This window comes from Pseudarthrobacter sp. lyk4-40-TYG-27 (genome assembly GCF_030209295.1).
Classification (GTDB): domain Bacteria; phylum Actinomycetota; class Actinomycetes; order Actinomycetales; family Micrococcaceae; genus Arthrobacter.
Genome location: NZ_JARVSH010000007.1, coordinates 220,073 through 241,378 on the forward strand (window position 1 = coordinate 220,073; position 21,306 = coordinate 241,378).

17 protein-coding genes are annotated in these 21,306 nt (G+C 65.4%); 14 read left to right on the forward strand and 3 right to left on the reverse strand.

Annotation, left to right across the window (positions count from 1 at the left end; all coding sequences use genetic code 11):
- Positions 1-141 precede the first annotated feature (141 nt).
- Positions 142-1,755, forward strand: coding sequence for a PucR family transcriptional regulator (locus tag QRM96_RS15145; protein WP_285320122.1), 1,614 nt, complete (start codon positions 142-144; stop codon positions 1,753-1,755).
- Here QRM96_RS15145 and QRM96_RS15150 read toward each other — a convergent pair.
- Entirely contained in the window at positions 1,752-2,660 is a 909-nt protein-coding gene (locus QRM96_RS15150) for a nitrilase-related carbon-nitrogen hydrolase (RefSeq protein ID WP_109863497.1), read from the reverse strand. The genes QRM96_RS15145 and QRM96_RS15150 overlap by 4 nt on opposite strands.
- Before the next feature lie 237 nt (positions 2,661-2,897).
- On the opposite strand from QRM96_RS15150, the gene QRM96_RS15155 reads away from it, so the two are divergent.
- From QRM96_RS15155 to QRM96_RS15170, 4 genes are all read left to right on the forward strand, one after another.
- The gene (locus QRM96_RS15155) at positions 2,898-4,088 is read left to right on the forward strand and encodes an ROK family transcriptional regulator (RefSeq protein WP_018761950.1); all 1,191 of its coding nucleotides are present in this window, start codon (positions 2,898-2,900) and stop codon (positions 4,086-4,088) included.
- Between the two features lie 131 nt (positions 4,089-4,219).
- Complete coding sequence (mmsA, locus tag QRM96_RS15160) at positions 4,220-5,779, forward strand: multiple monosaccharide ABC transporter ATP-binding protein (RefSeq protein ID WP_018761951.1); 1,560 nt, start codon at positions 4,220-4,222, stop codon at positions 5,777-5,779.
- A gap of 45 nt (positions 5,780-5,824) precedes the next feature.
- Entirely contained in the window at positions 5,825-7,108 is a 1,284-nt protein-coding gene (gene mmsB / locus QRM96_RS15165) for a multiple monosaccharide ABC transporter permease (RefSeq protein ID WP_018761952.1), read from the forward strand.
- Between the two features lie 49 nt (positions 7,109-7,157).
- Positions 7,158-8,252: a substrate-binding domain-containing protein gene (locus tag QRM96_RS15170; RefSeq protein WP_043424015.1), complete on the forward strand. Its 1,095-nt coding sequence runs from the start codon at positions 7,158-7,160 to the stop codon at positions 8,250-8,252.
- Positions 8,253-8,330: 78 nt separating this feature from the next.
- Here the strand turns inward: QRM96_RS15170 and QRM96_RS15175 are convergent, their stop codons facing one another.
- A complete protein-coding gene (locus QRM96_RS15175; RefSeq protein WP_285320123.1) occupies positions 8,331-9,716 on the reverse strand; it encodes a pectate lyase family protein in 1,386 nt (461 codons plus the stop codon).
- A 351-nt stretch (positions 9,717-10,067) separates the two neighbouring features.
- On the opposite strand from QRM96_RS15175, the gene QRM96_RS15180 reads away from it, so the two are divergent.
- The 7 genes from QRM96_RS15180 to QRM96_RS15210 all read left to right on the forward strand — a co-directional run bounded on the left by QRM96_RS15180 (position 10,068) and on the right by QRM96_RS15210 (position 17,486).
- On the forward strand, positions 10,068-11,501 hold the full coding sequence (locus QRM96_RS15180; RefSeq protein WP_285320124.1) for an ABC transporter permease: 1,434 nt from the start codon (positions 10,068-10,070) through the stop codon (positions 11,499-11,501).
- A gap of 2 nt (positions 11,502-11,503) precedes the next feature.
- Complete coding sequence (locus QRM96_RS15185) at positions 11,504-12,211, forward strand: ABC transporter ATP-binding protein (RefSeq protein WP_018761956.1); 708 nt, start codon at positions 11,504-11,506, stop codon at positions 12,209-12,211.
- Positions 12,212-12,330: 119 nt separating this feature from the next.
- Complete coding sequence (locus tag QRM96_RS15190) at positions 12,331-13,401, forward strand: Gfo/Idh/MocA family protein (RefSeq protein WP_018761957.1); 1,071 nt, start codon at positions 12,331-12,333, stop codon at positions 13,399-13,401.
- A 270-nt stretch (positions 13,402-13,671) separates the two neighbouring features.
- Complete coding sequence (locus tag QRM96_RS15195; RefSeq protein WP_285320125.1) at positions 13,672-14,478, forward strand: hypothetical protein; 807 nt, start codon at positions 13,672-13,674, stop codon at positions 14,476-14,478.
- 91 nt (positions 14,479-14,569) lie between these two features.
- The gene (locus tag QRM96_RS15200) at positions 14,570-15,529 is read left to right on the forward strand and encodes an LPXTG cell wall anchor domain-containing protein (protein ID WP_285320126.1); all 960 of its coding nucleotides are present in this window, start codon (positions 14,570-14,572) and stop codon (positions 15,527-15,529) included.
- 272 nt (positions 15,530-15,801) lie between these two features.
- Complete coding sequence (locus QRM96_RS15205) at positions 15,802-16,998, forward strand: serine/threonine-protein kinase (protein WP_285320127.1); 1,197 nt, start codon at positions 15,802-15,804, stop codon at positions 16,996-16,998.
- Positions 16,995-17,486, forward strand: a complete 492-nt coding sequence (locus tag QRM96_RS15210; protein ID WP_285320128.1) for a hypothetical protein — start codon at positions 16,995-16,997, stop codon at positions 17,484-17,486. The genes QRM96_RS15205 and QRM96_RS15210 overlap by 4 nt, the downstream gene beginning before the upstream one ends.
- Before the next feature lie 88 nt (positions 17,487-17,574).
- Here QRM96_RS15210 and QRM96_RS15215 read toward each other — a convergent pair whose 3' ends face one another.
- Positions 17,575-19,794, reverse strand: coding sequence for an NADP-dependent isocitrate dehydrogenase (locus tag QRM96_RS15215; protein WP_018761961.1), 2,220 nt, complete (start codon positions 19,792-19,794; stop codon positions 17,575-17,577).
- Positions 19,795-20,119: 325 nt separating this feature from the next.
- On the opposite strand from QRM96_RS15215, the gene QRM96_RS15220 reads away from it, so the two are divergent.
- Complete coding sequence (locus QRM96_RS15220; protein WP_018761962.1) at positions 20,120-21,082, forward strand: trypsin-like serine peptidase; 963 nt, start codon at positions 20,120-20,122, stop codon at positions 21,080-21,082.
- The gene (locus tag QRM96_RS15225) at positions 21,066-21,239 is read left to right on the forward strand and encodes a hypothetical protein (RefSeq protein ID WP_285320129.1); all 174 of its coding nucleotides are present in this window, start codon (positions 21,066-21,068) and stop codon (positions 21,237-21,239) included. The genes QRM96_RS15220 and QRM96_RS15225 overlap by 17 nt, the downstream gene beginning before the upstream one ends.
- The last annotated feature ends 67 nt before the right edge of the window (positions 21,240-21,306 follow it).

A 21,306-nucleotide genomic window follows, 5' to 3' on the forward strand; every position in this document is an offset into this window, starting at 1 on the left:
TCCCCTCCCCAAGGTTGGCATGTGAGCCAACTCTCAAGGCGGTGCAATATGACCTATAGTTGCCAACCATGAGACTATCTGCACACCGCCACCACGGGTCAACCGCGGCCCGGGCGGGCCGCTCCGCCGGGTCGGTCCGCCATGCCCACTGAGCCCGCAGCAGCCGGCCGGCTGAGCTTCGTCACGCTCCAGCAGTTCCTCGACCAACTGCCGCCGGTGTTGAAGACGCTCCACGACGGCGGCAGCGGCGACCGGCTGCTGCGCTGGGTGGAACCCAGTGAGCTGGAGGATCCGACGCCCTACCTGCCCGAGGGTGAGTTCCTGCTGACCGCCGGCCTTCCCTTCCTGGGCAACGGCGGGGCGCCCGCCAGCGCGGACGCGTATGTCCGGCGGTTGGTAGACGCCAAGGTAGCGGCCTTGGGATTCGGAATCAGGCCCTACTTCGACGCCGTCCCGGACGTGGTCATCGACGCGTGCCGGCACCACAACCTCACCTTGTTCGAAGTACCGGAATCGCTCCCGTTCGCGGCCATCGGCCTCCAATTCTCCCAGCTGCTGGAGTCCGATACTGCGCGGGTCTTCCGGCAACTGGCGGAAACCAACCGGCAGTTGATGCGCGCAGTCCTCTCCCCCAGGCCGGAACACGAACTGCTGGCGGCGCTGGTGCAGCGCGTGCCCGTCTGGGCAGTGATGGTGGGAGCGGACGGCCGGGTCCGGGCCCGCGGCACCAGCGGCGGCGGCAGCCCCGCCGTCGAGCTTTCCCTGCTGGAACCCATGCTCAAACGCTTGTTCTCCGGCAGCGGCCCCCGGGTGGAGATGGACGGGTTTGACCTGCCGGGCTCGGCCTTGGTGGTTGGCCATCCGCTGCGCAGCACCAAGGACGCGAACCTGGGGGCACTGGTCCTGGGTTCAGACGCACCGTTGACGCCGGCACAGAACAACGTGGTCCAGTCCGCCGTCGGACTCCTCGAACTGTTGGTCCGGCAGCGGACCAGCGGTTCGCTGGCACCCAGCCAGCTGGCTACGGCTGTGCTTCTGCACCCCGAAAGCCTCACCAGCGGGAGCGCCAGGCACCTGAACGCACTCAGGGACCTGATGGCGCAGAGCCTGTCCTCCACCCGGTCCGCGGCCATGCGCGTGGTGCAGGGCATCAAGATGGACGCACCGGAGTGGCCCGCCGGGGACAGCCCGGTCCGGGAGCTCCTCCAGTGGCGGCGCCTGTTCGATACCAAGCTGGTGGAAATCACCGATTACGGATTCGCTGCAGTGACCCGGTTGAAGGTGGACGACTCCCTGCTCGCCGAGGTCGAAAAGCTCGGGTGGCGCCTGGTGGTCGGCGAACCCACCGAACTCACCGGCCTTGCCGCCGCATATCAGGATGCGGGTTCCCTGCGGAGCCGCGTGCAGAGGAGCGGGCAAAGCGTCCGCGCCGACGAGGTTCAATGGTCGGTGGCCGGGCTGCTGGGCCGCGAAGCAGGGACCATGCTGGCGGAACGGCTCCTTCATCCGGTGCTGTCCCTGGAACCGGACCGGCGCGATCCGCTGCTGGCGGTGCTTCGCGGCTGGCTTACCGAGAACGGCAGCTGGGACGGCTCCGCCAAGCTGCTGGGACTTCACCGCAACAGCGTGCGGCGCCAGGTCGGGGTCCTTGCAGACCTCCTCGGGATGGACTTGAACCAGGCGCAGGTGCGGGCAGAGCTGTGGATTGCACTGCAGTACGCGGACGCATTGACCGGCCCGACGGCGGGCAGCTAGGCCAGGTGATCCGCGGACTGGGCCGGGCCGGACGCAAGCCCGGCCTCCCACGCGCGGTACAGCTCCGGCCGGCGCTCCCTCAGGTAGGGCACGTCGTTCCTGGCGGCGCGGACAGCCTCCGTGCCCACGGTGGCGAACAGCAGTTCCGGAGCAGTGCCCGCCGCAGCCAGCACGCCGCCATCCGGCCCCGCCACCACGCTTCCCCCGCCGAACGTATAGGAATCCTCGGCGCCACAGTGGTTGGCATAGGCCACGTTGAGCTGGCTTTCCAGCGCACGTGCGCGGACAAGGACCTGGGGCACCGCCCCATAGCCCGCGGACAAGGCGGTGGGCACCAGCAGCAGTTCCGCGCCGCGCGCGGCTGCGGCCCTCGCGGCTTCCGGGAATTCGATGTCGTAACAGATCAGCAATGAGGTGCGGATGCCGAGGAAGTCGACGACGGCGGGCGGCTCGCTGGCCGCGACGAATGCCTTGCGTTCCTCGTCGCCGAAGAGGTGCACCTTGGCGTACCGAAGAAGTTCCGCGCCGGTGGCGTCCACCAGGGACGCGGAAATGTGCCAGCCGGGACCGCCCGCGCGGTCCATGTACCGGGAGCCGTTGCCCTTTTGGGCGGCGGCAGCGCCGTCACCTGCGCCACCGGCGGCTTCGGCCGGGAGGCTGTAAACGAGGCCAATCCCGTTGCGGCGGGCAATCCCCGCGAGGCTTTCGCGGAGTGCGGGAAGGGTTGCCGGGTCGAGTTCGCTGCGCAGCCGCAGTGGGGCGTAGCCCACCGGAAACAGCTCCGGCGTCAGGAGCAGGCCGGCGCCGGCGCGGGCGGCCCGGTTGGCAGCCTCGTCAATGGTCCGGAGATTCGCCTCAACGTCCAGGACCGCGGCGTTTGCCTGCAGGACGGACAGCAGCATCATTACCACCTTCTGTATGCCTGTCCGTGGTGACTGGACAGGCCGGACTGTTGACTGCCTCCAGCCTAGCCAGCGCTGCAGGGAAGGAGACGGGTCGTTTGGACCCGTCCGCCCCCTGCCGCGGGACGGAATGCCCACGGCCAGCTCGCAAAAGAGGTCAGACGCGTTTACCGGACACCCGTCCGACGTTATGCGTTAACTTCTTGACTACAAGAGGAACGATAGGGCAATCTTCTTAGCATGTCCGCAACCACGCGCTCAACGAGGAGCAAGCCCAAGAATCCCGGCTCGCAGTCAGCCCTGCGGCAGCTGAACCAGCAGCGGATCATTGAGGCCCTTATGGGGGGTCCGTCCACGCAGGCGGAGCTCGCCCGGCAGACGGGGCTTTCCACTGCCACCGTCTCGAACATCGTCAAAATCATGCTGGACTCCGGCTTGGCCTCCACCGAACCGATTACCAGTTCCGGCCGCCGGGCATTGAACGTGCGGCTCAACAGCAATGGCGCCGTTGCGGTCGGCATCGACTTCGGCCGCCGGCACCTGCGGGTGGTCTTGGCCTCCCTCAGCTACCACGTCATTGCCGAAGAGTCGGTGATGCTTCCGCTGGGCCACCAGGCGGACGACGGCATCCAGGCGGCGGTGGTGCTGCTGGAGAAACTGCTCCGGGAAAGCGGGGTGGAACGGAGCTACATGGTGGGCGCCGGCGTCGGAATTCCAGGCCCGATCGACCGGCGGACCGGCACCGTCGCGCAGGGGGCAATCCTTCCCGAATGGGTGGGCATCAACATCCTCCAGCATCTTGAGGAAACCTTGAGAATCCCCGTGTTTGTGGACAATGACGCGAATCTGGGCGCATGGTCAGAAGTGACCTGGGGGCAGCATTCGGGGGTCAGCAACCTGCTGTTCCTGAAGATCGGTTCCGGTATCGGCGCCGGCCTGATCCTCAACGGAGCGCCGTACTACGGCAACGTGGGAATCACCGGCGAAATCGGCCATGCCACCATCCACGAGCAAGGGCTGGTGTGCCGGTGCGGGAACCGCGGATGCCTGGAAACCATCGCGTCCACCACCACCATGATCGAGCTCCTGAGCCGCGGCGAGGACCGGCCGTTGACGCCCGCCGACATCGTCAGGAAAGCCTTGAACCGGGACTCGGCAACCCTCCGCGTGGTGGACGACGCAGGCCTGGCGGTGGGGCGTGCCCTGGGCAACGTGGCCAATCTGATCAACCCCGAAGTCATCGTGGTGGGCGGGCCGCTGGCAGGCCTGGGCGACATTCTGCTGGACCCTATCCGCAGGGGGCTGATCCGGCACGCCGTGCCGGTGATCGGCGAAACAACCACCTTGGCGATGTCCTCGCTGGGCGACCGCGCCGAGGCCCTGGGGGCGGCGGCTTTGGTGTTCCAGCATGCAGGTATCCGACGCTCGTAGACCATTTCGTTATCCGGCAATTGCGTTAAAGACTTGACGACAACAGCTGTGATCCAGTTTACTTTTGGTTCAGACGGCCCTGCGCTTTGCCGGCCGGACAAAGAAGTCATTGCATTGGAGGGTTAGGGCTCATGACGTCCCAGACCACGCATACGGATCCGATCATCCTTGAGATGCGGTCCATCACCAAGGAATTCCCCGGCGTTAAAGCCTTGTCGAACGTGAGCCTCCGGGTCAGGGCCGGCGAAATCCACGCCATCTGCGGCGAAAACGGCGCCGGCAAGTCCACCCTCATGAAGGTCCTCTCGGGCGTCTACCCCTACGGCAGCTACGACGGTGACATCGTGTACCAGGGCCAGGTCCAGCAGTTCAAGGACATCAGGGCCAGCGAGCATGCCGGAATCGTCATCATCCACCAGGAACTGGCGCTGATCCCCGAGCTGTCCATCATGGAGAACATCTTCCTGGGCAACGAACCCACCAAGCGGGGCGTCATCGACTGGGCCGAGGCCCGGCTGCGGTCGCTGGACCTGCTGGCGCGGGTAGGCCTCCGGGATGACCCGGACACCCCCATCAAGGAAATCGGCGTCGGCAAGCAGCAACTGGTGGAAATCGCCAAGGCGCTGAACAAGTCCGTGAAGATCCTGATCCTGGACGAGCCCACTGCAGCCCTTAATGAATCCGACTCCCAGCATCTGCTGGATTTGATGCTGGGCCTGAAGGCGAAGGGCATCACGTCGATCATCATTTCGCACAAGCTCAACGAGATTGAGCAGGTGGCCGATTCGATCACCATCATCCGCGACGGCAAGTCAATCGAGACGCTGGACGTCAAGAAGGACGGCGTGGACGAGGACCGGATCATCAAGGGCATGGTGGGCCGGACACTGGAATCCCGGTTCCCGGACCACACACCCAAGATCGGCGAGGTGTTCTTCGAGGTCAAGGACTGGACTGTTGGCCACCCGGCCATCCAGGACCGCCTGGTCTGCAAGGGCTCGAACTTCTTTGTCCGCCGTGGCGAAATCGTCGGCTTCGCCGGGCTCATGGGTGCCGGGCGCACCGAACTGGCCCGCTCGGTCTTCGGCCGGTCCTACGGCCGCTTCATCGACGGCCACATCTACAAGGATGGCAAGGAAGTCGTCCTCAAGAACGTCCGGCAGGCCATCGACGCCGGACTGGGCTACGTCACCGAGGACCGCAAGTCGCTGGGCCTGAACCTCCTGGATGACATCAAGACGACCACCGTGGCGGCCAACCTGCGCAAGATCAGCCACAACTTCGTGGTGGACGCCAACCAGGAATTCACGGTTGCGGAGCAGTACCGCAAGTCGCTGCGGACCAAGACGCCCTCCGTCGAGGAAGGTGTCGCCAAGCTCTCCGGCGGCAACCAGCAGAAGGTGGTCCTCGCCAAGTGGATGTTCACGGACCCCGACCTGCTGATCCTCGACGAGCCGACGCGCGGCATCGACGTCGGCGCCAAGTATGAGATCTACGGCATCATCCAGCAGCTCGCCAACCAGGGCAAGGGCGTCATTGTTATTTCCTCGGAGCTACCCGAGCTCCTGGGCCTGTCCGACCGCATCTACACCATCTTCGAAGGCGCCATCACCGGTGTCCTGACCAAAGACGAGGCCAGCCAGGAAAGCCTGATGAAACTGATGACCTCCGCTACCCGAAAAGCCGCCTGACCTTCTGGCAATCCCCAGAACCTTCCGGACACAAGGACTGACACCATGAACGCCCTCAAAAAGCTGTTTGGCGGCAACACCCGCCAATTCGGCATGATCTTCGCCCTGGTTGCGCTGATCATTTTCTTCCAGATCTTCACCGACGGCCGCACCCTCACTCCCGGCAACGTCATCAACCTCTTCAACGGCAACTCCTACATCCTGATCCTGGCGATCGGCATGGTCCTGGTGATTATCGCCGGCCACATCGATCTTTCCGTCGGTTCGGTCGCGGCGTTTGTCGGGGTCAGCGTCGCCCTGGCCATCCGCGACTGGGGAATCCCCTGGTATGCGGGCGTGCTCCTGGGCCTGCTGCTCGGAGCCCTGATCGGAGCCTGGCAAGGCCTGTGGACAGCGTATGTGGGCATTCCGGCCTTCATCGTCACCCTGGCAGGCATGCTCCTGTTCCGCGGCTTCAACCAGTTCGTAGGCAAGTCCAACACCATTCCCGTCCCGGAAGACTTCCAGTACCTCGGCTCCGGCTACCTCCCGGAGGTAGGACCGGACACCGGGTTCAACAACCTGACACTCCTGATGGGCATCGCCGTTGCGGTCTTCGTCGTCGTAGGTGAACTCCGGGCCCGGGCACGGGCCAAGGCGCTGGGCGCCGGCGTCCCCGAAATGTGGGTGACCGTGGTGAAGCTGGTGCTGATCTGCGCCGCCATCCTCTACGCCACGTACCTGTTCGCCACGGGCCGGCCCGGCACGTCCTTCCCCATCCCCGGCCTGATCCTGGCCGTCCTGGTCCTGATCTACGGCTTCATCTCCTCGCGCACCGTCGTTGGCCGCCACGTCTACGCTGTCGGTGGCAACCGCCACGCAGCCGAACTGTCCGGCGTCCAGTCCAAGAAGGTCAACTTCCTGGTCATGATGAACATGTCCATCCTGGCCGGGCTGGCCGGCATGATCTTCGTGGGCCGCTCCACCGCGTCCGGCCCCTTTGACGGCGTCGGCTGGGAACTGGACGCCATCGCCGCTGTCTTCATCGGCGGCGCGGCAGTGACAGGCGGCGTGGGCACCGTGGTCGGCTCCATCATCGGTGGCCTGGTCATGGCCGTGCTCAACAACGGCCTGCAGCTCCTGGGCGTCGGCGCCGACCTCACCCAGATCATCAAGGGCCTGGTCCTCCTGATCGCCGTCGCCTTCGACGTCTACAACAAGTCCCAGGGCAAGCGGTCCATCATCGGCATGCTGACCCGGAACATGAACCGCAACACCGCCGGCCCCAGCGGCCCCATCCAACCTGACGAAACAACCTCCACCAAGGAAGCGATCGCCAGGGAAGCCTGAAGTTTGCAGCCTGAATACTGTTCCATCACACAAAGAAAGAGAACCAACAATGCGAATGTTTGGTAAAGCAGGGAAGGCCGCAGCGGTTGCTGCCATCGCAGCACTGGCGCTGACGGGCTGTGGACGCTCGGAACCCTCCGGTGGTTCCAGCAGCGGTGCCGCGGGATTCGACCAGAACTCCTCCATCGGCGTCGCGCTTCCGCAGAAGACCAGTGAGAACTGGGTCCTGGCCGAGAAGCTGTTCAACGACGGCCTGAACGGCGCAGGGTTCAAGGCTGACGTCCAGTTCGCCAACGGCGGCGTTTCCGAGCAGCAGAACCAGATCAGCGCCATGGTCACCAAGGGTGCCAAGGTCATCATCGTGGGCGCCATCGACGGCTCCCAGCTGGGTACCCAGCTCAAGCAGGCAAAGGACGCAGGCGCCACCATCATCGCCTACGACCGCCTCCTGCTGAACACCGCCAACGTGGACTACTACGTGGCGTATGACAACTTCAAGGTCGGCGTTCTCCAGGGCCAGGCCCTGCTGGACGGCCTCAAGGCCAAGAAGCCGTCCGGTCCCTACAACATCGAACTGTTCGCGGGTTCACCGGACGATGCCAACGCCAAGGTGTTCTTCGACGGCGCCATGAGCGTCCTGAAGCCCAAGATCGACGACGGCACCCTCAAGGTTGTCTCCGGACAGGCCAGCTTCGAGCAGGCCGTAACCCAGGGCTGGAAGGCTGAGAACGCCCAGCGCCGCATGGACACCCTGCTCAGCGGCAGCTACAGCAGCGCCAACGTTGACGGCGTCCTGTCCCCCAACGACACCCTGGCCCGCGCGATCCTGACCTCCGTCAAGGCCGCAGGCAAGCCGATCCCGGTGGTCACCGGCCAGGACTCCGAGGTTGAGTCGGTCAAGTCCATCCTCGCCGGCGAGCAGTACTCCACCATCAACAAGGACACCCGCAAGCTCGTTGAGCACGCAATCACCATGGTCAAGGACCTGCAGGCCGGCAAGAAGCCTGAGGTCAACGACGACAAGTCCTACAACAACGGCAACAAGGTTGTACCCGCCTACCTGCTGGAGCCGGTCATCGTGACCTCCGCCAACGTGAAGACGGCCTACACGGACGACCCCGTACTCGGCCCGATCACCAAGTAGCACCCGTGCAACAGCCGGCGTAAAACCGGCTACAGGAAAGCCCGGTCCCTTCGTGGAGCCGGGCTTTCCTGCGTCTGCCTAGCGCTGGACCCGGAGCACTCCCGGACCGGTGAACTGCAGCGCGTGGTTCTTCACGGCCGCAGGGGTGGTAAACGCCTTGTAGGCGTAGGCGTCGGCGGGGTTCCAGCCCACATCCGTGGTGAAGTCCCAACCGGTCCAGTCCGGGGCAATAGTTCCGGTCTCTTCTGCTTCGGCAAGGGCTTGCGCACGATGTTGGTCGAAGGAGGCACGGGCTATGGCATTCAGGTCTGCTTCGGCCCCGTTGAACCAGGACCCGGTATCGCTGAAGCGGTTGCCGTTGTAGCTGCTGACCATGACGCTCTGGTCAGCCCCGGGACCGGTGTATTCGAACGCGTTTCGCTCTGAAAAGATTCGTGATTCATATCCGGCGCCGAGGAAGTAGCTGTGGCCGCCCTGCCCTTCGCTGATCATGGGGTAGTCGGGGTTGTCTGTGCTGCCAACGAAGTAGTTGTTCACCACATGGACCTCGCCGAAGCGTACGCGCGGTCCGCGCTGCTGGATGTTCTCGAAGAGGTTTCCGATATATGTGACACGAAGCTTCCCGCCGTCCTTGTCCACGTGCTCATCACCCGATCCCAGGAGCATGGTCTTGTCGTGGTCGGACAGGCTGCTGTTCGAAACGGTGACGAAATCGGTGCCGTCCTTAAGGTCCAGCAGTCCATCGTGCCGGTTGGCAGGCTTGTTCCGGAAGCCCATCGGCGCCTCGCTGTCGGGGAACCTGCCGTCGGACAGGTGGACGTGATCTATCCACACGTGGTTGGACGTCACTGAAGAGACAGCATCAAAGCGCGCGTTCCAGGCTCCGTCGCCGTCGTCGGGAGACCATGTGGTGAAGAAATCCACAGGCGCTTCAATGCTGAGGTTTCGAATGACCACGTTCGAGGCGCTAAGGATCACGATGTTGGCACCCACGAAGCCAGCGCCGCCATCCACCCCAACGAGGGTGGTGTTGCTGGGGATGCTGACCTCGATCTGCCGCTTCATGTTGTTGCTGCCCGTCTGGCGCAGTTGGCGCTGCTTTTTGCAGTAATCGAAGGCCTGGTCGCTCCACTCCTTGCCCTCCGGCCCGAAGCAGGACATGTACTTGGTGATGTCGTATCCGGGCGCGTAATCCTGTTCCCCGAGGATGCGGCCGTCCGGTGCCTGGTTGCCGTCGATGGTGCCGCTGACATAAACCACCTTCGGCGCCGTGGGCTCACCATGGTTGGCGAGCGCAGCCTTCAGCCCGGCAAGTGTGCTCACCTCATAGGTGTTTGCGGCAGGTGCGCCGGCGCCGCCATTGGTACCGCTTCCGACGGCGGCCCAACCGGCAGGTGCCGCATCATCAGCACGGATGATGCCGCCGCCAGCTGGCGCCGGGGTGGCCGGGGCGGGAGCTGCCACAGCAATTCCGACGGCCAGCGCGCAGAGGACGGAAGTGGAGAACGCAGCGACACGCGGCAGACACCGCTGCGCTAAGGGGAAGGGTCGAAGCATTTTCAGGGACGTCATTGGCCTGGTTTCCGGCATGCCAAATAGACCACATGCCTTGGTACGTGGTGCATCGGATGGGTTACGACTCGAGTCAGAAAACGCTTTCTGAGGAGACTCTTAATATTTAGTACTTCTGTGACAAAGCTGTCAATAGCACTTCACAGCACAAACACAGCTTTGGCCGGATTCCTGCACAGCATGCCCGGGGAAGGTTGATTCGAAGCCGGCTCTCCGCGCCGGCACCTGAGTCCTAGGAGTAACGTGAGCGTCCTTGCCCGAAGCGTAGGCAATGCCTTCAGAAACAAGGTCCGCACCGCAGCTGTTGTCGCGGTGCTGGCCGTCGCCATTGGACTGGCTCTGGCCATGCTGGTGGCCAACCAAGCGGTCGGAGCGAAAGTGCAGGAGCTCAACGCCTCCGTGGGCACCGTGCTGACCGTAAACCCCGCCGGTGGGCAAGGCTTCGAAGGCGGCGGAGAGCCGCTCACCGCCGACCAGGCAGCTGCCGCCGCTGCCGTGCCCAACGTCAGTGCCGTCGTCGGGACCTCATCGCTCCGCCTCCGCAACGCCACTGAAGCCGCAGCGCAAGCAGCAGCGGGGCAGACCGGGCAGACTGGTCCCGGGGGCCAGGGCGGCCCCGGCGGCCAGTCGGCAGCGACCCTGACCACCAGCCTGACTGCGGCGGTGGACGCCGGCACTCTGGGAAACCGCAACCAGCAGGCCAACGGAACCACCGGTTCCACCGGGGGCACCCAGGCCGTCAGGTCCCTGCCCATCACTGCCACGGGGATCGGCGCAGAGGTGGACACCACGGGCAAAGCCTTGAACATCACGCAGGGCTCCGGACTCGGAGACTACTCAACCGCTTCGACCAGCGCGCTGCTCGGCACCACACTGGCTGAGAAGAACAACCTCACGATCGGTTCCACCTTCACCATCAATGACCAGGCCTACACAGTGGCGGGACTGTTCGATGCAGGCACCGCGTTCGGCAACAACGCCGTATACGTGACACTGCCTACTGCCCAGACCCTGGCCGGGACGCAAAATGAGCTGTCCAGCATGATTGTCACGGTCAACTCGATGGACAATGTGGCCTCCACCAAGACAGCGCTGCAATCGGCTCTCGGCACCGACAAGGCTGACGTCACCCAAGGCCAGAACCTGCAGACGGCGGTCAGCTCCCTGGACAGCGTCAAGAATATTTCCTTGATCGCATTCATCGCCGCCCTTGGCACGGCAGGCCTGATCATCCTGCTCATTATGGTCATGCTGGTCCGCGAGCGCCGCCGCGAGATCGGCGTACTGAAGGCTATCGGGGCACCCAACCGCACCATCGGACTGCAGTTCGTGCTGGAAGCACTGGTCCTCGCCGCACTGGGCAGCGCGGTGGGAGCCGGCATCGCATCATTCGCCAGCGGCGGCATTGCCTCTGCCCTGATCAGCAGCAACACCACCACGACGGCGGCCACAACCACCGGCCGCGGACTCCCGGGCGGGGCCGGTGGCTTCCCCGGTGGCCAGGGCGGTCCCCTGGGTGGCGCCTCCCAGCTGTTGAACTCCGTGACCGCGAGCGCATCGCCGGGAGTCATCGCCGGTGGCATTGCGGCCGTCTTCGGCGTCGCCATCGTCGGCGCCCTGGTTCCCGCGCTGCTCACGGCGCGTATCCGTCCCGTCGAAGTCCTGCGAGGAGAATAGCCATGATTGAAGTCAAGAACCTGATCCGTACTTTCAACTCCGGTGACCGCACCATCAAGCCGGTCAACGATGTCAGCTTCGCCTTGGAGCAAGGAACCCTTGCCTCGATTGTTGGCAAGAGCGGCAGTGGCAAGAGCACCCTCTTGTCCCTCCTGGGCGCGCTTGACAAGCCCACCAGCGGTGACGTGCTGGTCAACGGGGTCAGCCTCGCCAGGATGCCCGACGCAAAGCTGACCGAGTACCGTCGGCGCGATATCGGTTTCGTTTTCCAGCAGTTCAATCTGATCCCCAACTTATCGGCAGTGGACAACGTCATGCTGCCCATGGAGTTCGCCGGCATGCGCAAGGCAGCCCGGCTGCAGCGGGCAAAGGAGTTGCTGGAGCAGGTCCAGCTGGACCCTTCCAAGCATGAGCGGCGCATCAACCGGCTCTCCGGTGGCGAGCAGCAGCGCGTGGCCATTGCCCGGGCACTGGCCAACGAACCCAAGCTCATCCTGGCCGACGAGCCCACCGGGAACCTGGACGAGCAAACCGGCGACCACATCATCGAGCTCCTCAGTTCGCTGAGCCGGGACCACAACACCACCATCCTGGTGGTCACGCACGACCGCGCCTTGGCCAACAAGACCGACCGCCGTTTCCGGCTCCAGCAGGGCAAGTTGACGGAGGAACCCGTCCGCGGCCGGGCCGCCGTCGCCGCTTCTGCCTGAGGCGTCCGGGGCTCGAGGCGGGGCACCGCGCCCCGCCTTGGGCCCGTTGTGCTGGTGCCGTCCTCCCCCGTGGCGGCGCACTCCCCCACCCCGCAGCGCGCTGTGACAGGATGGCAGTTATGACTGCTCCCATCGCCACGCCATGGCTGACCGGCCAGCCTGACCAGGACCCCCGCTCCGCCACCGGAACGCCCCTGCGCTGGGGAATCATCGCAACAGGCAGCATTGCCCGCGCCGTCTCACAAGATCTTGCGTTGCTTCAGGACGCCAGGCTGTACGCGGTCAGTTCCCGGGCCCAGGACTCTGCGGACGCGTTTGCTGTCGCCTACGACTTTGAGAAAGCCTACGGGGACGACGACGGCGTGCCCGGCTACCAACGGCTCCTCGCCGATGACGCCGTGGACATCGTCTACGTCGCAACGCCGCATGCGCAGCACCACGAGATTGTCCTCGCCGCCCTCAACGCCGGCAAGCACGTGCTGTGCGAAAAAGCCTTCACCATCAACGCCCGGGAAGCGGCCGAACTCATCGACGTCGCCCGCAAACACAAGCTCTTCCTGATGGAGGCGGTCTGGAGCCGGTTCCTGCCGTCAATGCAGCGGGCTTTCGAAATTGCCGCATCGGGTGAACTGGGCGACATCCACTGGATCAGCGCCGACCTCGGCTTTCCTGCACCGTACTCCCCCACCGCCCGGCTCTGGGCGCGCGAAGACGGCGGGGGTGCGCTGCTGGATCTGTCGGTTTATCCGCTTCTCTGGGCCTTGGGGACCCTCGGTTTTCCGCAGACCGTGAGCGCCACCGGATTCGTGAACGACGACGGCGTGGACGCCCAGAACGCGATGACCCTCGGCTACAGCCACGCGGCCCAGGTCCAGCTCACCTCATCGCTGCTGGCGCATGGGCCCCGTACCGCCACCGTTGCCGGAAGCCTGGGGTTCCTGCAGAGCGTTGGGTCGATCAACAGTCCGCGCGAACTCATCATCGCCAACGGGTGGGAGAACCGCCGGACGGAAACGTTCGACGTCGTCGGAAAGGGCTACACCTACGAGCTGCGCGAGGTGATGAGGTGCGTCCAACAGGGGCTCACGGAGAGCCCGGTGATGCCTCTGGAGGATTCACTGAACACGATGCGGCTGTTCGACGGTGTTCGCGCGCAGCTGGGCGTCACCTACCCGAACGACAACCGCTAGGGCTTGGGGCGGAGTTCCCAGATTGTTTGCGCCAACCCCTAGACTTCCCGGAATGCCCGGTCCTACCCTTTAGGCAGCATCGATTGCGCCGGTCACTGGGGGGTGGTACGCATGGCTCGAAGGAGTTCGCCATGGTGTGCCCTGCGCCCTGCGCTCCTCGCCGGAGCGGCCGCAGTCTTGTGGCTGACGCTGTCGTCAGCCCCAGCGTCGGCGGATTCCGGTCCTGGCTCCCCGCCCGTGCTCGGCGACGTGACCGGCTCGGTTTCAGCAATGACCCACGATCTTGCGAATCCGGCGTCCCCAGTGGCCCCTCCGGCCGGACCTGCTGCAGCACCCGGACTGGTGCAGACGGTGGCACCGCCGGTATCCGAGGCTGGGGACACTACCATTTCCACGGTTCCCGTGGTGGACCAGCTTGTTCCGGGGGGAAGCGTTTCCGCTGTCTCCGCTGCAGTTGGTGGCATGGCCGACCAGATAGCGGCCGGGGTGGCGGAGGTTGTTGCGGCCCCTGCAGCCGAGGCCGTCCCGGCACTCGAACCGGCGCTCCAACCGGTTGCTGATCTTCTGACCCGTGCCACCGCAACACCGCTTCCGCTTCCCGTTCCGACCGTCGACGCCGTGCTGGCAGATCTGCCTTCCGTGGTTGCTCCTGTTCCCGCAGCTGGGCCCGAGGCCTTGGAAGCGCTTCCGGATGTACCGGGAATGCTCCCGGAAGCGGATCAGGGAGCAGGGGCGTTGCCCACGGCGCCGGCCGGCAGCAGCAGCGCTGGCTTTGTGACGGTACGCAGCGCAGCCTTGGCGAACACGTCTGCCCCGCAGGCTGGCATGTCTGTCCCTGCTGGGCCCGCTTCAGGACAGCCCCTTCCCGTCGATCCGGCACCGCTGCCTGCCCAGGTTCCTGCCGCACCGGCATCCGGCACGGGCAGCGGTGCATCATCCGGCGGTGCAGCCGGTGCCGCAGCATGGCTGAGCCCTGCCTACTTTGGCTTTGAACGTCCCGGCGCTGTTCCCGCCGGTGAGACCTTCGAGCACGCCCCTGCGCCGGTGTCATTCGACCCCGGTTCTTCCCCTGACTAGTTGAGGCCGCCTGCCCTCTAACGGGCAGCACGTGGCTTTACGGGCAGCTGATCAGCGCCCGAACAACATCAACCATTCAGGAGTCACCATCATGAACTGCACCCTTCGCAGGGGGCTGCTTTGCACCCTCTTTGCCGGCGGCCTTCTGGCCTTTGGCTGCGCTGCCGCCAACGCGGCGGACACAACCAGCGGGACGGATCTTTCCGCGTCCGCCCTGATCTCGGCGGCGCCCGCTGACTCGACGTCGTTGGGCCTGCTGGGTGGCCCAACGCCGTCCAGCTCAACGGGCGTCGCCGCTGCAGTGGATGTCAACCTCGGCCTCGGCACCAACGGCACCAGGACTACAGACGGCACAACCGCCGAGCTCGGGGCAGCCGTAAACCTCGGCACCGCCACCACCCCCGAAACCGGCACCACCGACCTCGCAGCCGCAGCCGACGTCAACCTCGGCCTCAGCACCAACGGCACCGGGACCACAGACGGCACAACCGCCGACCTCGGCACAGCCGTAGACCTGGGACTCGCCACCGCCTCCGCCCCCGTCCCCGCCAACGGCACCACCGACCTCGCAGCCGCAGCCGACGTCAACCTCGGCCTCAGCACCAACGGCACCGGGACCACAGACGGCACAACCGCCGACCTCGGCACAACCGTAAACCTCGGCACCGCCACCACCCCCGAAACCGGCACCACCGACCTCGCCGCCGCAGCCGACGTCAACCTCGGCCTCGGCACCAACGGCACCGGGACTACAGACGGCACCGCCGGAGACGCCGGAACAGCTGATCCGGGAACAAGCACCCCTGGCGCAAGCAATGCTGCCTCCGGCGACGTCCCGGCGGCCTCCGCAGGCTCCAGGGCCGTCAGCGGAGCGATCGCACCTGTCACTGTCCCGCTCAGCAACCCCGCGCAGGGACGTTCCGCCCCCGCCACCACGGGAACCCCGAACACCGGCCTCGCCAAGACCGGCTGGGATGGATCCTTGGCGCCTCTGGCACTGCTGCTCCTGGTGGCAGGACTTCTGGTGCTCCGGAAACGCAAGGTCTCCTAGGGGTTCGTTTTTCAATAGGCAGCGCCCGCGCGGAGGCGCCTGAAAGGGCTGCCTCGCGCGGGCCGGCGAGAGGAGGACATCCACCCGGAACAAACCTGAGCACAACACAAAACATGTCATCAGCACACATGTCCTTGTAGCCAATGGTCCGGCGGAAATGCTTCAACACACCGCCGGACCGTTGGCATGCGCACCGCCAAATCTGTGGTTTAACCGCGCCCCTCGTATAATTTGGGGTACGACAGTGCCGCAGCGCACCGGGAGGAACGGTCATGGTGGCGGAATCGCCTAGCTCCATCAAGAATGAAGTGGTCGGCGGACGTTACCGTTTGAGCGAAGTAATCGGCCGCGGCGGAATGTCATCGGTGTACTGCGCCCGCGACGAAAACCTCGGCCGCGACGTCGCCTTGAAACTCTTCGCTCCGCAGGCCCCGGACGCGGACGAGCTCAAGCGCCAGGAAGCCGAGATCCAGCTCCTTGCCACGCTCAACCATCCCGGCCTGGTCACACTCTTCGACGCCGGGATTGATGACCGGATCCCGGACGAACCCCGGCCCTTCCTGACCATGGAGCTCGTCGACGGACAAGACCTCCGCAGCCGCATCCGGCACAGCCGGGTGCCCCTGGAAGAATTGTCCGTCATCGGTGCCGGCATCGCCGATGCCCTGGCCTACGTCCACGGCCTGGGCATCATCCACCGCGACATCAAACCCGGCAACATCCTGCTGGTCCAGATCCGTCCCGGCGAGCCGCTGCGCCCGAAACTCACGGACTTCGGCATCGCCAGGATCGTGGATTCCACCAGGCTCACTGCCACCGGGACCATGGTGGGCACCGCCGCCTACCTCAGCCCCGAGCAGGCACTCGGCAAGCCCCTGTCCCCCGCAACCGACATTTACTCGCTGGGGCTGGTGTTGCTCGAGTGCATTAAGGGCACCGTGGAGTATCCCGGCAGTGCGGTGGAATCGGCTGTGGCGCGGCTGCACCGCGCCCCTGAAATTCCCGACGACGTGCCCTCCGAATGGGCTGAGCTCATCCGCTCCATGACGTCCATCGAGCCGCTTGAACGGCCAACGGCTGCCGACATCGAGACCTCGTTGCGCCAGGCCCTCGTCTCGCCCGCCTCCACCCCCGGGGAATTGGCTGCGGAGACCACCCGGGTGCTGCCCGCCATGCCCTTCCACCCGCCGTCCATCACTGCCGAAGAATCGATGGATGAGCTGCGGGAAGCGGCTGCCCCTGGGAGCGCGCGACGCCCTGTAAAGAAGAGCGCCTCTTCGCTGCGCCGGTTCCTGTGGAGCAAGCGAATCTGGCTGGCCGTGGTCCTCGGCGTACTGGTGGTTGCCGCTGCTGCGGCAGCGGTGATGATCAGCGTCTCCGCCCGGCCCGCCGACGTCGTCCCTTATCCCACGGTCACAGGCACCTTGGGTGACCATCTGAAGGAACTCCAAAAGAGCGTGGCCCCGTGACGTTGCACCCGACCACAGTGGCGCGGATTGCCCTGGCCGGCACCGCGGCGCTGCTTCTGTCCGGTTTCCTGGGCGCGTGTGCCTCGCCCGGTTCCGGCCTGCAGCGGGAGGCCGCCACACAGTTCCAGGCGCGGGTACTCGAGGTTACCCAGGCGGCCTCGCAGGACGATCCTGCCTCGGCCCTGAAGGCGCTGGACGGGCTTGAAGCCGACCTCTCGGCGGCAGCGGCGAAGGGCCAGGTCTCCGAGGAGCGGAGCCGCAGCATCACCACGGTCGCCAGCGCCGTCAGGGCAGACCTCAACGAGGCCGTTGCCGCCCAGCAGGCTGCCGCCAAGGCCGCCGAGGACGCGCGGACAGCAGCACAGCAAGCGGCGCAGAGCGCGTCCCCCACGGCGGATGCGCCCGTGCCCCAGCCTGCCCCCGCCCAAGGTGGTTCCGGCAGCGGCGGCGCAAAGAGCAGCGGCGACAAGGGCAAGGGCAAGAACTAGCCGGCACCCATCCGCTGACATGCAAAGGGGCGGTGCCCCGGAATCATCCGGAGCACCGCCCCTGTCATTGCTGCCGACGCCGCGGCGGCTAGGCCAGGCTGGCGATGACCTTGTTGAGGGTGGCGGAAGGACGCATCACGGCGGAGGCCTTGGCGTCATCCGGGCGGTAGTATCCTCCGATGTCTACGGGCGAGCCCTGGACTTCAGCCAGCTCGCCAACGATCGTTTCCTCGTTGGAAGAAAGCTCGTTGGCGACCGAGCTGAACGCGGCGGCAAGGTCGGCGTCGGACGTCTGCTTGGCCAGCTCCTCAGCCCAGTAACGGGCCAGGAAGTAGTGGCTGCCGCGGTTGTCCAACTCGCCGGCGCGGCGGCTGGGCGACTTGTTCTCGAGCAGGAACGTGCCGGTGGCGCGGTCCAGGGTGTCTGCGAGGACCTGGGCGCGGGCGTTGCCGGTGGTGGTGGCCAGGTGCTCGAAGCTGACGGCAAGGGCCAGGAACTCACCCAGGCTGTCCCAGCGAAGGTGGTTTTCCTTGAGCAGCTGCTGGACGTGCTTGGGGGCGGAACCGCCGGCGCCGGTCTCGAAGAGGCCGCCACCGTTCATCAGCGGCACAACCGAGAGCATCTTGGCGCTGGTGCCCAGTTCCAGGATGGGGAACAGGTCCGTGAGGTAGTCGCGGAGCACGTTGCCGGTGACGGAGATGGTGTCCTCGCCCTTGCGGATCCGCTCCAGGGTGAAGGCGATGGCCTTGACCGGGGACATGATCTGGATGTCCAGGCCCTCGGTGTCGTGGTCCTTCAGGTATTCGTTGACCTTGGCGATGAGGTTGGCGTCGTGGGCACGCTCCTCATCCAGCCAGAACACGGCGGGGGTCTGCGAGGCGCGGGCGCGGGTGACAGCCAGCTTGACCCAGTCGCGGATGGGGGCGTCCTTGGTCTGGCAGGCGCGCCAGATGTCCCCGGGGACGACGTCGTGTTCGATCAGGACGTTGCCGTTGCCGTCAACGATCTGCACCGTACCGGCTTCCTGGATTTCGAACGTCTTGTCATGGCTGCCGTACTCTTCGGCGGCTTGGGCCATCAGGCCCACGTTCGGGACGGTGCCCATGGTGGTGGGGTCGTAGGCGCCGTTGGCGCGGCAGTCATCGATGACCACCTGGTAGATGCCGGCGTAGGAGCTGTCCGGCAGGACGGCCAGGGTGTCGGCTTCCTTGCCGTCCGGGCCCCACATGTGGCCGGAGGTGCGGATCATGGCCGGCATGGAGGCGTCGACAATGATGTCGGAGGGCACGTTGAGGCTGGTGATGCCCTTGTCGGAGTCCACCATGGCCAGCGCGGGGCCATCTTCCAGGCCCTTCTTGATCAGGTTCTGGACGCCATCGCGGACATCCGCCGGCAGGTCCTCGAGGCTGCTCAGGATGGCGGCGAGGCCGTTGTTGGGGCTGATGCCGGCGGCGGAAAGCTGCTTGCCGTAGGTCTCGAAAAGTTCGGAGAAATAGGCCTTCACCACGTGGCCGAAGATGATGGGGTCCGAGACCTTCATCATGGTGGCCTTCAGGTGCGCGGAGAACAGCACGCCCTCTTCCTTGGCACGGGCCACCTGGGCCTTGAGGAACTCGTCAAGGGCGGCGGCGCGCATCACGGTGCCGTCGATGACCTCGCCGGCCAGGACGGGGAAGGCCTTCTTCAGGACCTTGACCGAGCCGTCCTCACGGACCAGCTGGATGGCGATGGTGCCGTCGGCCTCGATGACCACGGACTTCTCGTTGGAGCGGAAGTCGTCCTGGCCCATGGTGGCCACGTTGGTCTTGGAGTCTGCGGTCCAGGCGCCCATGGAGTGCGGGTTCTGCCGGGCGTAGTTCTTGACGGACAGCGGTGCACGGCGGTCCGAGTTGCCTTCGCGCAGGACGGGGTTCACGGCGGAGCCCTTGATCTTGTCGTAGCGGGAGCGGATGGCGGTCTCTTCGTCCGAGGTGGGGTTGTCCGGGTAGTCCGGCAGTGCATAGCCCTGGCCCTGCAGCTCGGCGATGGCCGCCTTCAGCTGCGGGATGGAGGCGCTGATGTTGGGCAGCTTGATGATGTTGGCTTCCGGCGTCTTCGCCAGCTCACCGAGTTCAGCAAGGGCGTCACCGATCTGCTGTTCCGGGGTGAGGTAGTCACCGAACACGGCAATGATGCGGCCGGCGAGCGAGATGTCGCGGGTCTCCACCTCCACACCTGCAGTCGAAGCGAAGGCCTCGATGATGGGCAGGAACGAATAGGTAGCCAGCATCGGCGCTTCGTCGGTGTGGGTGTAGATAATCTTGGACATGCGCGGGCGTCTCCCTGAAGGTCGGCTTGGTTGTGAAATCTTTGTCTATTTCACCAAGTACAACTTACCCGAGGACGCCGGTTTGAACCTTAACGGGCCTCCCGGATTACCCCGGTGAGAGCAGCATTACAGCGATGGAGAACGCCCGACGACGGCACGCTTCCGGGTGCACCGCCGCCGTTGCCAGAGGTGGGGCGGTACCGGGCGGCCGCCCGGCTCGTGCCGCCTGATGATTGGTCACGAGTGTGTACAAACGCCGCGCGCGGCGATAAGTTCGCTAAGTCACTCCCGATCCCGGGCCCAACCCCGTTCAGACAGGACAACAATGACACGTACCCGGTCCCTGGCATCCGGCTTCCTGACCTTCTCCGCAGCCGCGGTGCTGGCACTTACGTCCGCCGGCGGGGCTTCCGCCACCCCCGCACCGTCCGACGGTACGTCGAATCCCTCGGTTGCCAGCATCTCTGTCGACGCCGGCGGAGCAGCTGACTACTGGACGCCCGAACGGATGCAAAGCGCCCTTCCGGGTGACACCCTGGCAGGGAAGGCGCTCGAGCGCGGCAACCGCTCCAGCCTTGCCGTGGTGGAGAAGGGCAAGCCCTCCACCACCAAGGGAACCAAGGGAAAGCCCACCATCGCCAAGAGTGAAAACCCCGTCGCCCACATCGGCAAGGTCTTCTTCACCATGGGCACAACCAACTACGTGTGCTCGGGCAACGCCGTCTCCTCCGCGAACGGCAGCACTGTGGCAACGGCCGGACATTGCGTTAACGAAAGTGGCGCCTACGCCACCAACTTCGTCTTCGTGCCCGCCTACGACAACGGCGCAGCCCCCTACGGCAAGTGGACCGCCAAGGCCCTCTACGCCCCCACCCAGTGGGTTTCAACCGGGGACATGACCTATGACACCGGCTTCGCGGTCATGAACCCCTTGAACGGCCAGAAGCTGACAGACGTCGTTGGCGGCTCGGGCACTGCCTTTAACCAGGCCCGCGGCCTGACCTACACGGCCTACGGCTACCCGCAGGCCTCACCGTTCGACGGCACGTCCCTGTGGAGCTGCACCGGCACGGCCAGCAACGATCCCAACAACCCGCAGTTCGGCACCCAGGGCATTCCGTGCGACATGACCGGCGGTTCCTCGGGCGGTCCGTGGTTCATCGGCATCGGATCCGACGGGCTGCAGAACTCGATCAACAGTTACGGCTACAACGGCTCCGCCGTCATGTACGGCCCTTACTGGGGCTCGGTCATCGAGGCCACGTACACCAATGCAGCGAAATCCTAAAGAACCCGCACCGGACCAGGACCCCGTCAGCCACATCGACCTTGAACAGTCCAGCGAGGAAGTCCTCGAATACTGGACCGAGGAGCGGATGGCTGAAGCCCGGCCCCGGGAGGTAAAGCTTCCGGAACCCGACCCCGGCCCGGCGGCCCAGGACTAACCGCACAACAGACGACGGCGCCCGTCCCCTTCTCAGGGGACGGGCGCCGTCGTCGGTTCAATCCGCC